This is a genomic window from Brevundimonas sp. (genome assembly GCF_036402095.1).
GTDB lineage: Bacteria > Pseudomonadota > Alphaproteobacteria > Caulobacterales > Caulobacteraceae > Brevundimonas.
This window is the reverse complement of record NZ_DASWTO010000079.1, coordinates 1-12,644: the sequence shown is the minus strand read 5'-3', so window position 1 is coordinate 12,644 and position 12,644 is coordinate 1. Positions and strand designations below refer to the sequence as shown.

Below are 12,644 nucleotides of genomic sequence, written 5' to 3'. Positions count from 1 at the left end.
CGCCCCCGCCCGACCGATCCGGGCCCCCACGGAGACGCCGGCTGACCGTCGGCGGAAGGAGAGATGCAGAGCAATGCCAGGATAGACCCGATCGGCGTTCTCGCCGTTCAGCCCGCCGCCGCGGCTACCGCCGGCGGCGATTTCCACGATTCCAGGTTCGCGCAGGAAGCCGAGCAGGCCGCCCGCTACCGCCTGGTGATCGAGGAGGGGCCGCAGTCGGGGTCCTTCATCTACAAGACGCTGGACCGGATCACCGGCGAAGTCGTCAAGCAGCTGCCCCGTGAACAGGTCGTCGACCTGATGCGGACGGCCCAGTACAGCGCCGGCTCGGTGATCGACACCAAGGCCTGACGCCACAGCGTATTCGGCACGACCCGCCGCGCAGGAGCGATCCGCGCGGTAAAAACGCGTGGTTAGCGGCCGTTAACCATGTGTGCACGGTTCGTCTCCTAGCCTTGGCCAAACCTGAAAGGCCGAGTCGGATGACGAACAGCGTCCATACCAACACTTCCGCCGCGATCGCGCTGCAGAACCTGACGCGCACGAACGACCGTCTGGGCGATGTGCAGAGCCGCATCTCGACCGGACTGAAGGTTCAGGGCGCCAAGGACAACGCCGCCATCTGGGCTATCGCCCAGCAGCAGCGGGCCGATGTCGGCGCGCTCAGCGCGGTCAAGCAGAGCCTCGACCGGGCAACCTCGATCGCCGACGTCGCCCTCTCGGCCGGCGAATCGGTCTCCGACCTGCTCAACCAGCTCAAGGAAAAGGTCGTCGCGGCGAAGGACACGTCGCTGAAGACCCAGTCGCGCGAACTGCTGAACGCCGACTTCCAGGCCCTGCTGAAGGCCATCGCCTCGGCCGTGGACAACGCCACCTTCGACGGCGGCAACATCCTCAACGGCTCGCTGACGACGGGCATCCGCTTCCTCGCCAACGCCGATGCGACCTCCTTCGTCACCCTTTCGGCCAAGGACCTCAGCCTCGGCGGTGCCATCATCGAGCTGTCGACGTCGGACAGCCTGCTGACCCTGACCGGCGCGACCCAGGCCCTGACCCGACTGGACGATTCGATCACCCAGCTGAACGCGTCGCTCGGCGAGATCGGCGCCCAGGCCAAGCAGATCGAGGCGCACCAGAGCTTCGTCACCAAACTGGTGGACACGCTGGAGTCGGGTATCGGCAACCTGGTCGACGCCGATCTGGCCAAGGAAAGCGCGCGCCTTCAGGCCTTGCAGGTTCAGCAGCAGCTGGGCGCGCAGTCGCTGTCGATCGCCAACCAGGCGCCGCAGATCATCCTGTCCCTGTTCCGGGGCGGCTAGGCCTCAGATGCGTCCGGCTCCCGAGCGCCCGATATAGACGGGGGCGGGCCGCCGCCGCTGGGCGCGATGGCCGAAGCCGTACAGGGCGAGCAGCGATCTCAGGGTTTCGACGAAGGCAGACATGCGGCACGTCTCCTGCTTCAACGGCGAGGGCTCAACCACCGCCGTCGGCCATTGTTCCCTGAGTCGCGTTCGGAGTCGCTCCGGCGGCGGATGTTAAGGCCTCGTTACGCTCGCGCCGTCAGACTGGCGGGCGGGAGCGCCCTGTGATCAGCAACAGCTATCTTCTCGGATTGTTCGGCGGTACGGCGCCTCTCGCCCTGGACACGACGACGGCCGCCGCCCTGAGCCAGGCCGCCCGCAAACAGCCCACGCCGCCGTGGTCCACCAGCGTCGAGCCGCCGAAGCAGGACGCGCTCGTGCGCGCGGCCCTGGGCGGACGGAAACTCATTAACGAGGACGCCGCCCAGCTGGACGTCAAGTCGGCCTCGGCCGACTATCGCAAGCTGTTCGCCCTGTACCAGGGCCTGGACACCCTGAACGCCCTGGTCAACCGGTCGGCCACAAAGGGCGTCAGAAGCCTCGAATTGACCCAGCTGACCAAACGCTTCTCTTCCGGCCTGACCGAGATCGGCTCGTGGCTGTCCAGCGCAGAGTTCGACGACATCCGCATGGTGCAGGGCGCGTCGAAGATGACCAGCAAGACCACCGCCGCCGTGCCGCGGGACAGCGCCCGGTCGATCACCGGCCCGATCCACGAGGGTTCCGTCGACATGCCCGTCGCCGCCTTCCAAGGCGACACCCGCTTCAGCATCACGATCAAGGTGCCCGTCGGCCTGACCTCTTCGCAGACCACGGCGGTGCCGATCGACCTCGCGGACATGGGCGCTACGCCGCGGACCCTCGACAACGTCCTGATCCACATCAACGGCAAGCTCGAGGCCGCCGGCTTCCAGACCCGTCTCGGCCGCGAGCAGATCAAGGCGGATGCGAAGACGATCCAGGTCAACGGCAAGCCTGTGACCCTTCCGGCGGGGCCGGACAAATGGGCCCTGGCCATCCGGGCCACATCGACGGAGACCGTCGGCTTCTCAGCCCCCGAAACCTCCGACGCCGTCTATGTCGTGCAGTCGTCCGGGACGGCGGGCGCGGCCCAGCTGCTGAAATTCCAGAGCGACACCGGCGCGGCGGCCCAGCCCGCGGCCGGCGGTATCGGCGAAACCCACTGGGTCGCGGGCCGCCTGTCGCAGGATGCGCTGCCTGAGGGCGTGGACGCCGTTCGCGCAAGCGCCGTCGGCCCCGATGGCTCGCTGTGGATTGTGGCGGACGTCGCCGCCGGCCCCGAAACCCAGCCGATCAAGGGAGTCCGGGATGTAGCCCTGATGAAATACGACTCCGCCGGCCGTCTGGTGGCTACGCGGACGCTCGGCGCCGCCTCGACCGCCAGCGGCTACGCCATCGCCATCGACGCCGACGGTGACGTCGCCGTGGCGGGTTCGGTCACCGGGGCGCTGAACACCTCGGCTGCGGACGCCGGCAAGACGGGCGCCGTCGCCGACGTCGCCGACAGCTTCGTCACCGTATTCGACAAGGAAGGTCAGGAACTCTGGAGCCAGCGTCGCGGCGCCCGCGCCGCCGACGAGGCCACCTCGGTCGGCTTCGGCCCGGACGGGACGGTCTACATCGCCGGTCGCGCCAAATCGGCCGTGACAGGGGGTGCGGCGGTCGGCGGCTGGGACGGCTACGTTCAGGCGTTCAAGGCGGGAGAGCCCTATCCGACCGCCGGTATTGTCGCCAAGGCCACGGCCACGAGCCAGTTCGGAAGCGTCAGCGACGACAGCGTCGACGCGATGACCGTAGACGGCCCGAACCTCTATACTGCGGGCGTCGAGAACGGCCGGGCCGTCGTGCGTCATTTCACCCTCGACGCCGAGGGCGTGCCGACGCTGGCCTCGACCCGGGATCTCGGCGAGATCAGCGGCGAGATCAGCGGCATGGCCGTGTCCGGCGGCCAAGTCGTTATCACCGGCGCCAGCCGGGACAGCGGCCTGTCGGCCGGAACCGTGACCACGGCCCACTCCGGTGGCAAGGACGTCTTCGTCGCCACCCTGTCGGGCGACCTGACGGCCGGGGTCGGCGACCGCATGACCTGGTATGGGGGGGCGGGCGACGACAGCGCCGCCGACGTCAAGATCCACAACGGCAAGGTCTGGATCACGGGTGTCGCCGACCGGGACCCGGCCGCCGATGAAACGGATCCGACGAGAGGCTATCTGGTGCGGCTCGACCCGCTCACCGGGGCGGTCGAGTATGAAAGGACCTGGTCCGGCGACGGCGATCAGGCCAGCCCGCTGACCCTGGCGGTCGCGTCGGGCGGGGCGAGCGTGCTGGACCGGCTCGGCCTGCCCGCCGGCGAGATTGACCAGAGCGATTCGAAACGCCTGGTCGACGCCACCTCGCTGCGGGTCGGCGACCGCTTCTACATCAGCCCGGCCGACGGCGGCCGCTCGGTGTCGGTGACAATCGCCGCCAAGGACACCCTGGCGACCTTGGCCCGCAAGATCGAGATCGCCTCGAACGGCAAGCTGAAGGTGACGGTGGCGTCCAAGGGCGGCTCCGTCACCGGCAAGGACGGCGAGATCACCACGACCACCGGCGGCTTCCAGCGCCTGTCGATCATGGCGCGCGACGGCAAGTCCGGCGCGGTGCTGACGCCGGGCGAGACGGGACGGGACGCCTTGGCCGGACTGGGCCTTTCGTCTGGCTACATCGGCGCCACGGCTGGCGACGACGTGCGCAAGACGTTCGGGCTCGGCCTTCCGGGCGACCTCCGTCTCGGCGACGCGGCGCTGGCCAGGACCGCCGGCGAGCGTATTCAGGCGGCGATGAAGGCGGTCCGCGATGCCTACCGCTCGCTGGATCCCGCCGCCAGCGCGTCGGCCGCCGCCAACGGCCCGGTCCCCGCCTATCTGAGCAACCAGCTGGCGAACTATCAGGCCGCCCTGGCGCGGCTGGGCGGCTAGGACCCGACTGCGGACGAAGGCCGTTGACGCGGCATGGCCCGGCGGGGTTATTGGACTCTCCAGCCGCGCGAGCCTTTCATGCCCAGGGACAACCGCATCCTTATTGCTATCGGCGCCGCTGTGGCGGTCGTCGCCGCGGTGGTGATCGCCTTGATCTTCTCCAGCGGCCGCGACCGCGATCCCGCCCCGCCGCCGGCCGCCCAAGGCGGCCTGACGGTCGATGTGGCCGATGCGCCCGAGCTCAACACGACCCGCGAGCTTCGCTGCTATGTCGACGGCCAGTTCGCGGGCATGGCGACGCTGGCGGACTGCGCCCGCCGCAACGGTCTGGCGACGGACGCTCTCGATGTAGGCGTCGACGAGACCGGCGCCCTGGTCGCCCTGCCGGCCGCTCCCGTGATCGAACCGCCTGTCGAGGTGGTCGACGCCGGGCCGCAACCCGCGCCCGAGACGCTCGATCCGGGCCAGCCGGAGCAGCCCCAGGCGCAGGCCGCCGGCGGCGCCCAGTGCTTGCGCCACACCGGCTCCGACTGGCGCTCCCTGTCCTCGAACATGAGCCTCAACGCCTGCGTCCAGGCGCTCTATTCGGGCACCTGCGTCCGCCCAGGCGACGCGCTGTACGGCCGGTGGGGCAACACCACCCTGCGACTGGTGCCCCGTCGGGTCGAGCAGTCGCCGGACAACAATCGCTTCCGCACCCTGGTCGAACAGGACCGCAGCTGCCAGTTCCCGGACCTCCGTTGATGACCCGCGTTGCTCCTCTCCTCGCCGCCGGCGTCGGCGCCCTGGCCATGGCGGCCTGCAACGATGCGGTCGAGGCTCCGTATGAGCGCGGCGTCTGCTTCGCCGTCGAAGCCGGTGAAGCCGGGGAGGCGCCCGTGTTCAACAAGCTCGCCGACGGTCAGCCGCAGCTCGAGCACTGCGCGGCCCGCCTGGAGGAGATGCGCGTGCGCTTCCTCCGCCAGGGCGGCAGCCGGCAGGAGATCACCGGCGCCTACCAGGGCCAGTACATCTTCATTGACCAGGAAGGGATCTGGGTCGGCAAGTCTCTGGACGGCGCCCGTTTCATCTTCCTGGCCCGGACAGGAGACGGCCGCCTGGCGGTTCCCGGCGCGATCACGCGGGACGAAAGCGGCCGGCCGGTCGGCGTGGCCGCGCCGCCCCCGGCTCCGGGACAGTAGCGAACAAAACTGGAACATCAGTCCGTGATCGGTTAGGTTGCGGACCGCGAGATCAAGATATCGGCCCCGTCGGCGCTCCGTCGTGGGTCCTGTGAACAACCGGCCTCAATCCGTGCCCAGCACGAGAGGCCCACAAAAAAGGATTCGATGATGGCGGGCAGCGTCAACAAGGTCATTCTGGTCGGCAACCTGGGCAAGGACCCGGAAATCCGCACGCTCAACTCCGGCGAACGGGTCGCCAACCTGTCGCTCGCGACCTCGGAACAGTGGCGCGACAAGGCTACCGGCGAGCGCAAGGAGAAGACCGAATGGCACCGCGTGGTCATCTTCAACGAGAACATCGTCAAGGTGGCCGAGAACTATCTGAAGAAGGGCTCGACCGTTTACGTGGAGGGCTCGCTGCAGACCCGCAAATACGAGCAGAACGGGGTCGAGAAATACACGACCGAGATCGTGCTGCAGAAATTCCGCGGCGAACTGACCATGCTGGGCGGCCGTGACGGCGGCGGCGCCCCGCGTGGCGGCGACGACGATTACTCCTCCGGCTTCTCGACCGGCGGGGCCAACAAGCCCAGCGGCCCCAAGGAGAGCTACGATCTGAACGACGACATTCCGTTCTGATCAGGACACGCGGATGACCGGCGCGCCTCGCGTCCTCGTCCTCGGCGCCAACGGCTTTATCGGCGCGCATGTGGCGGCCGCCCTGTCGAGGGCCGGCTGGGCGGTGCGCGCCGGTGCGAGGGACGTCGCCGCCGCCGCGCGCCGGGCGCCGGATCATGACTGGGTTCGCGCGGACTTCTTCGACCTGACAAGAGCCACGGACTGGGCCCCGTTGCTGCGCGGTGTCGACGCGGTGGTCAACTGCGTAGGCGTGCTTCAGGACAGCGGCCGGGACAGCACGTGGATCGCACACGTGACCGGGCCGCGCGCCTTGATCGAGGCGTGTGACCGCGAGGGTGTCCGCCGGGTGATCCATCTTTCGGCCGTCGGCGCCGAGGCGGCCGCGGGCACGGCCTATGGGCAGACCAAGCAGGAGACAGAGCGTCTGTTCGAGGCCAGCACGCTCGACTGGCTCATCCTGCGGCCGTCGCTGGTGGTGGCGCGCGGGGTGTTCGGCGGTACGGGCCTGATCCGCGCCCTGGCGGCGTTTCCGCTCTTCATCCCTGCGCCCGGCGGCGGACAGCGCTTCCGCCCGGTCGCCATGGAAGACGTCTGCGCCGCCGTCGTCGCTGGCCTCACGCCTGGGGCGCCGGCGAGGCGCAGTCTCGACGTCGCCGGACCGCAAAGCCTGACGCTGGCCGAGATCCTCGTGCTCTATCGCGGATGGCTGGGCCTCCGCCCGGCGCCGGTCTTCGCCGCGCCGGCCGTGCTGACCGCCCCGGTGATCGCGCTGGGCGATCTGGCGGGTCGACTGGGATGGTCGTCGCCGCTCAGGTCGACCTCGCTGCGGCAGATGAACCACAATGTGGAGGGCCAGCCCGACGACTGGGTCGCGGCTCTCGGCGTTCGGCCCCGGACCTTGGCCGGGAGCCTGTCGGAGGCGCCTGCCTGTGTTCAGGACGTCTGGCACGCGCGGCTCTGGTTCCTGCGTCCGGTAGCGATCGTCGCGTTGAGCCTGTTCTGGACCGCGACCGGCCTGATCAGCTTTGGTCCCGGGTGGGGGCGGGCGGTCGAGATTCTTCGGGAGGGCGGCTATGGCGACAGCACCGCCGCCATCGCCTGGCTGGGGAGCCTGCTCGACGTCGTGCTCGGGCTGGCGCTGCTGGTCCGCCCCTGGACCGCGCGGGTTGCGATGGTGATGGCCCTCGCCACCGTCGGCTATCTGATCGCCGGCACGGTCAGCCTGCCGCACTACTGGATCGACCCGCTCGGCCCCTGGCTCAAAGTGCTGCCGATGATGGCTCTCTGCCTGTTTGTGGCCGCGACGGATGCAAGGCGATGATCGACTTCGCGGCCGTGCTGAAGCTGATCCACGTCCTCTCCGGCGCGGTGTTGTTCGGGACCGGGCTGGGCATCGCCTTCTTCATGGTTTGGGCGACGCGAACACGCAGCGCCCCGACTGTCGCCGCGGTGGCCCGGATCGTCGTGGTCGCGGACTTCGTCTTCACCGCCACGGCGGTGGTGATCCAGCCGCTGACCGGCCTGTGGCTGATCCGCCTGCAGGGATACGGTCTGACCGAGCCGTGGCTGCTGGCGACCTACGGGCTCTACGGCCTCACCGGCCTGTGCTGGCTGCCGGTGGTGTGGATCCAGCAGCGTATGGCCCGCGTCGCGGCGGCCGCGGCGTCCAGCGGAGCGAACCTGCCACCGGCCTACGATCGGCTCTACTGGCTGTGGTTCGTCCTCGGCTGGCCGGCCTTCGCCGCGGTGATCGCCATCTACGCCCTGATGCTGTTCAAGCCGGAGTTCTGAGCCACATTCGGAAATGCAAAGTGTCAGGCGGCGTTCTCGCTTCCGTAGGCCCGCCGAGCTAATCGGGCCGGGTGACCACTCCCGACAAGCCGCACAGTCCGCTTTCCCTGGTCGAGATCGCCGCCATCGTCGCGGTGGTGGTGATCTGGGGTGTCAACAACGCCGCCGCCAAGCTGGCCACCGAGACCATGCCCCCGCTGCTGGTCGGAGCCCTGCGCTTCGCCATCGCCGCGGCCTGCCTGATCCCTTTCGTGCGCCCGCCATTCCCCAACTGGAAGAGCCTGCTGATCATCGTCGGGCTGGGCGGGCCGATCCACTACGGGCTGATCTACCTGGCCTTCTGGCTGGCCCAGGACGTCAGCCCCGTGTCGGTGGCGGCCCAGCTGTGGGTGCCGTTCACGGCCCTGTTCGCTTTCCTGTTGCTGCGCGAGCGCCTGTCGCGGTTCGCGTTGATCGGCATGGGCGTCGCCTTCGCCGGCGTCGCGTGGATGACGCTGGACCCCCACGCCATCACCGACTGGAAAGCGATCCTGGTGGGCATCGCCGCCAGCGCGGCCTGGGCGATGACGACGGTGATCGCACGCCGGACCACGTCCATTCCGCCGCTCAAGATGCAGGGGCTCTTGGCGCTGGTGGCCCTGCCGACCCTCGCCTTCGGCTCCGCCATGTTCGAACGCGGGCAGATGCAAGCCCTGCGGGACGCCGACGCGCTGGTCTGGGCCTGTGTGGTATGGGCGGGACTGGTGTCGTCGGTGCTGGCCACCACCCTTGTGTTCTGGCTGGTGCAGAAGCGCGAGGCCGGGCGGGTCACGCCCTATCTGCTGGCTACGCCCGTGGTCTCCATCCTGATCGGATGGCTGTTCATGGGCGATGTCCTGACGGCGCAGATTCTCACCGGCGCGGCCCTGACCATCGGCGGCGTGGCCGTCGTGGCTCTGGCGGAACGCGGGCTCAGGGCCGGGGCGGCCAGGGCCTGACGGCCCGGCCAACCGCCTAGAGGCCGGGGAGCTTGAACCCCGTGTCGCGGCGCGGAGCGATGACGATGCCGGCGCGGCCCCCGGTCAGGGCCTGCATCCGGGCGTACTCGCTGGCCGCATCGATGGTGACGGCGCCGCTGGCGGTCTGCGTCGTGGTCGGGGCCTGGCTGGCGGCGTCGTCGCGGCGCCAGAACAGGATGCGGTTGGCCCAGCCTTCTTCCTTGTGGGCGAGGTCGCCGAACTCGTCGTCGATGACGTAGCGGGCGAGCGGGTCGGCCCGGTCACCGCCGGCCTGGGCGACCAGCACCTGCTCGCCGGGCGACCGGGTCACGGCCTGCCGCTGACCCAGCAGAATCTGGCGGGCGGCGGATTCGGGCGCCAGCTCCTGGGGACGCGGCTGACCCGGCGCGGGCGGGCGCAGACCATACTCCGGCGGCACGGTCAGCGGGGCCGTCGAGACGGTCAGGAACTCGTCCGGGGTGACCTTGGTCAGGCCGATGCCCTGCCGCATGCTCCCGCAGGCGCCGAGCACCAGGGTCGATGCGGCGAGGGTCAGGATGGCGGTGCGGTTGAGGCGCATGGTCAATCTCGGCTGGGCGCGCCCGTAAGCGCGCGCGTAAACCCTAGAGGAAGCGGCTGATTACGACTTTTCGGCGGCGACGCCAACCTTGGCCGCCCTTTCGGACAGCACGCTGTCGAGGACGAGCAGGATCACACCGACAGTGATGGCGCTGTCGGCGACGTTGAACACCCACGGGAAGAAGCCGGTGCCGGAAAAATCGAGGAAGTCGACGACGTAGCCGAAGCGGATGCGGTCGATCACATTGCCGATCGCCCCGCCCATGATCAGACCGATCGAGGTGACCAGCAGCCGCCGGTCAGCCTTGAGCGCCCACCAGCCCAGCACTCCCGCCACGACCAGCGAGAAGACGCTGAGCATCCAACGGGCCGAACCGTCCCCGAACAGGCCGAAACTGACGCCCCCGTTGTGCACCAGGGTGATGTTGAAGACCGGAGGCAGAACCGGATGCGACTGCCCTTCGAAGCGAAGACCGAGGTCTCCGAGGACCCAGGCCTTGACGAGCTGGTCGACGACGATGACGAGGATGGCGAAGCCGTAGGCGGCCAGGGTGATGCGGGGGATTTTCATTCGGGTCGCTGAAAAGTTGGGCCGTCCCGGTTAGCAGCCCCGGCCCCGGGCGCGAAGGGGCAATCGCGTCGCGCGGCCTGTACCGCAGCGCTTAAGCCCTGATCCGGCGCAGGCCCGGAACGCTCTTGCGTGGACCTGCGCCAGAAAAGGTCGAGGCCTCAGAGCACGCCGATCATGCTCGCCACCAGCGGGTGGCGGACGATGTCGCGTTCGGCCAGCTTGACCACGGCGATATCGGGGACGTGAGTGAGGCGTTCGGCGATGTCGGACAGCCCGGAAATGCCGGGCAGCAGGTCTGACTGTTGGGGGTCGCCCGTCACGACCATGGTCGAATGCCAGCCGAGGCGCGTCAGCAGCATCTTCAGCTGCACATAGGTGCAGTTCTGGGCCTCATCGACGACGATGAAGGCGTTGTTCAGGGTGCGGCCGCGCATATAGCCGATCGGAGCGATCTCGATCAGACCTTCGGCCATCAGGGCCTTGACCCGCTTCATCGACAGCCGGTCCGACAGGGCGTCGTAAAGCGGCCGCAGATAGGGGGCGAGCTTGTCCTCCATGTCCCCCGGAAGGAAGCCGATCGATTCGCCGGCCTCAACTGCGGGGCGGCTCAGGACGATGCGGCCCACCTTGCCGGCCTCCAGCGCCTCGACCGCCTTGGCGACGGCCAGATAGGTCTTGCCGGTGCCGGCCGGTCCGAGGGCCAGCACCATGTTGTGATGGTCGATGGCGGCCATCAGCTCGGCCTGGCCGTCCGACTTCGGCTTCAGCGTCTTCAGATAAGCCTGGTCGCGATCGTCGTTGGAAGGGTAGGGCGACCAGCCGGCGTGGGTCGGAAGGCGCCGCACCTTGGCGTCCTCCATGAACTGCCGTGAATCCAGAATCCCGTGTTCACGGGACATTTCACGGGTCTGACGCTTGATTGCCGCACGCTTGGTCATGAACGCCTCCAGGGCATGAAAAAAGGCGATGCCGCAAAAGCATCGCCTCGAACGACGGTAGTCGGGGAAAGGAACGCAGCGCATCCGCCCGGGTCGGAGGAAGGCCCCCTTTGCAGGGGCTTGGCTTCCAGCGGGAACACCCGCCGACCGGAACGCGTCACGCGCGTCCTCCTTGGTCTGACCGGACCGGGCTTGATCCGGCTTCGGATCCGGGGCCGAAATGGCGACCTCGAATCGCATCTGCACTATGATGCTAGCGTGGTTTACGAGAGCTTAAAGCCTCGTTCTGTTCAGAAATGACGGTGTCGTGATGAATGTTTACAGTCTCGGTGACAAGAAACCACAGCTTCCGCCTGAGGGCGAATACTGGGTAGCGCCGACTGCAACCGTCATAGGAGACGTGATTCTCAAACCGGGCGCCAGCGTCTGGTTCGGCGCCGTCGTCCGGGGCGACAACGATCCGATCACCATCGGGCGGGACACCAATATCCAGGACGGCAGCGTGCTGCATTCGGACCCCGGCGAGCCCCTGAACATCGGTGACGGAGTCACGGTCGGCCACATGGTTATGCTGCACAGCTGTGAGATCGGCGACAACAGCCTGATCGGCATCGGCGCCGTCGTGCTGGGGCGCGCCCGGATCGGAAAGAACTGCCTGATCGGTGCCAACACCCTGATCACCGAGGGCAGGGAGATCCCGGACGGCTCGCTGGTCATGGGCCAGCCCGGCAAGGTGGTGCGCCAGCTGGAGCCCGGCCAGATCGAGGCGCTGAAGGCGTCGGCGGCGCACTATGTGCAGAACTGGAGGCGCTACATCGCGGATCTGGCGCCGGCGTAGGCGCGGATCAGGCGATCCGGCGGCCGCCGATGGCGGCGAGGCTGAGCGGTGCACGGGCCGCGTCGCCCACCCCGATTGACACCCGCGCGGTCAGCAGGCGCGGCTCTTCCGCGGCCAGGGTGAGCGTGGCGGCGGGCGCATACAGGCCGAGCAGGCGATCCGGGCGGCCCGAAGGCCCCCGCAACGGGAGCAGGGTGATCTCGATCTGGGCGCCGATGCTGCCGGCGAGCGCGACGACTACGACCGGCCGGCCCTCGCGAACGGTCTGCGACAGTGCGGTCGCCACCAGCGGGCGCGATGCGGCGCGCCAGAGGGACAGCAGCGACTGGTCCTTGAGGGCTTCGCCGTGGAAGCCCTCGATCCAGCTTCCGGCGAGGCGGATTACGGCATCATCGCCAGTCCGTCTGGCCATGAAGGCCCGCGGCAGCCGCAGGCCGAGCGCATCCGGTTCGATGGCGGCGCGATCCGGAATTCCGCCGCGCGAGTCCGGGCGGCCCGCCAGAGCCGTCCAGTGGTCGATCAGGAACTGCGTATCAGGGTGAAACATCGCCTTGGCCTCTGGCGCGGACGTCGCAAGGTCCGGGCCGGGGCGAAACGCAACGGAAACGAAAGGCTTTTGCGGTTCAGATGCAGGCTGGAGCGGCCCGCGTCTTGCACGGCCCGCGGAAGATTTCATCTGGAGGTCGGCCCATGCGGGTGCGGATCATGAACTGGACGCCGGCCGTGGCGACCTTCGTCGTCGTGACGGCGGTAGGCGGGACCGCCGCGGCGCAATGCGGGCCGATCTGCCCGCCGCCGCCGCCGCC

15 protein-coding genes are annotated in these 12,644 nt (G+C 68.8%); 10 read left to right on the top strand and 5 right to left on the bottom strand.

Annotation, left to right across the window (positions count from 1 at the left end):
- The first annotated feature begins 63 nt into the window (after positions 1-63).
- The 9 genes from VGD32_RS06530 (at position 64) to VGD32_RS06490 (ending at position 8,912) form a co-directional block, all read left to right on the top strand.
- Positions 64-351 carry a flagellar protein FlaG gene (locus tag VGD32_RS06530; protein ID WP_331031095.1) on the top strand — a complete coding sequence of 96 codons (288 nt, stop codon included), beginning with the start codon at positions 64-66 and terminating at the stop codon, positions 349-351.
- A 131-nt stretch (positions 352-482) separates the two neighbouring features.
- A complete protein-coding gene (locus VGD32_RS06525) occupies positions 483-1,319 on the top strand; it encodes a flagellin (RefSeq protein ID WP_331031094.1) in 837 nt (278 codons plus the stop codon).
- 266 nt (positions 1,320-1,585) lie between these two features.
- Complete coding sequence (locus VGD32_RS06520) at positions 1,586-4,342, top strand: transcriptional regulator (protein ID WP_331031093.1); 2,757 nt, start codon at positions 1,586-1,588, stop codon at positions 4,340-4,342.
- 78 nt (positions 4,343-4,420) lie between these two features.
- A complete protein-coding gene (locus VGD32_RS06515; RefSeq protein WP_331031092.1) occupies positions 4,421-5,086 on the top strand; it encodes a hypothetical protein in 666 nt (221 codons plus the stop codon).
- Positions 5,086-5,523, top strand: a complete 438-nt coding sequence (locus tag VGD32_RS06510) for a hypothetical protein (protein ID WP_331031091.1) — start codon at positions 5,086-5,088, stop codon at positions 5,521-5,523. Before VGD32_RS06515 ends, VGD32_RS06510 begins: the two co-directional genes overlap by 1 nt.
- A gap of 150 nt (positions 5,524-5,673) precedes the next feature.
- Positions 5,674-6,144, top strand: coding sequence for a single-stranded DNA-binding protein (ssb, locus tag VGD32_RS06505; RefSeq protein WP_324777220.1), 471 nt, complete (start codon positions 5,674-5,676; stop codon positions 6,142-6,144).
- Between the two features lie 13 nt (positions 6,145-6,157).
- Positions 6,158-7,465, top strand: coding sequence for an SDR family oxidoreductase (locus VGD32_RS06500; RefSeq protein WP_331031090.1), 1,308 nt, complete (start codon positions 6,158-6,160; stop codon positions 7,463-7,465).
- Entirely contained in the window at positions 7,462-7,935 is a 474-nt protein-coding gene (locus VGD32_RS06495) for a DUF2269 domain-containing protein (protein ID WP_331031089.1), read from the top strand. Before VGD32_RS06500 ends, VGD32_RS06495 begins: the two co-directional genes overlap by 4 nt.
- 71 nt (positions 7,936-8,006) lie before the next feature.
- On the top strand, positions 8,007-8,912 hold the full coding sequence (locus VGD32_RS06490; protein WP_331031088.1) for a DMT family transporter: 906 nt from the start codon (positions 8,007-8,009) through the stop codon (positions 8,910-8,912).
- 16 nt (positions 8,913-8,928) lie between these two features.
- On the opposite strand, the gene VGD32_RS06485 is transcribed toward VGD32_RS06490, so the two are convergent.
- From VGD32_RS06485 to VGD32_RS06475, 3 genes are all read right to left on the bottom strand, one after another.
- Positions 8,929-9,492, bottom strand: a complete 564-nt coding sequence (locus VGD32_RS06485; protein WP_331031087.1) for a DUF3035 domain-containing protein — start codon at positions 9,490-9,492, stop codon at positions 8,929-8,931.
- Positions 9,493-9,552: 60 nt separating this feature from the next.
- Positions 9,553-10,062 carry a signal peptidase II gene (gene lspA, locus VGD32_RS06480; protein ID WP_331031086.1) on the bottom strand — a complete coding sequence of 170 codons (510 nt, stop codon included), beginning with the start codon at positions 10,060-10,062 and terminating at the stop codon, positions 9,553-9,555.
- 158 nt (positions 10,063-10,220) lie between these two features.
- A complete protein-coding gene (locus VGD32_RS06475; protein ID WP_331031096.1) occupies positions 10,221-11,012 on the bottom strand; it encodes a PhoH family protein in 792 nt (263 codons plus the stop codon).
- A gap of 298 nt (positions 11,013-11,310) precedes the next feature.
- Between VGD32_RS06475 and VGD32_RS06470 the strand changes: the two genes are divergently transcribed.
- Positions 11,311-11,838, top strand: coding sequence for a gamma carbonic anhydrase family protein (locus tag VGD32_RS06470; protein ID WP_331031085.1), 528 nt, complete (start codon positions 11,311-11,313; stop codon positions 11,836-11,838).
- Between the two features lie 7 nt (positions 11,839-11,845).
- On the opposite strand, the gene VGD32_RS06465 is transcribed toward VGD32_RS06470, so the two are convergent.
- Both VGD32_RS06465 and VGD32_RS06460 read right to left on the bottom strand, forming a co-directional pair.
- On the bottom strand, positions 11,846-12,385 hold the full coding sequence (locus VGD32_RS06465; RefSeq protein ID WP_331031084.1) for a PAS domain-containing protein: 540 nt from the start codon (positions 12,383-12,385) through the stop codon (positions 11,846-11,848).
- A 76-nt stretch (positions 12,386-12,461) separates the two neighbouring features.
- On the bottom strand, positions 12,462-12,644 hold a 183-nt coding region (locus VGD32_RS06460; protein WP_331031083.1), incomplete at its 5' end, for a hypothetical protein.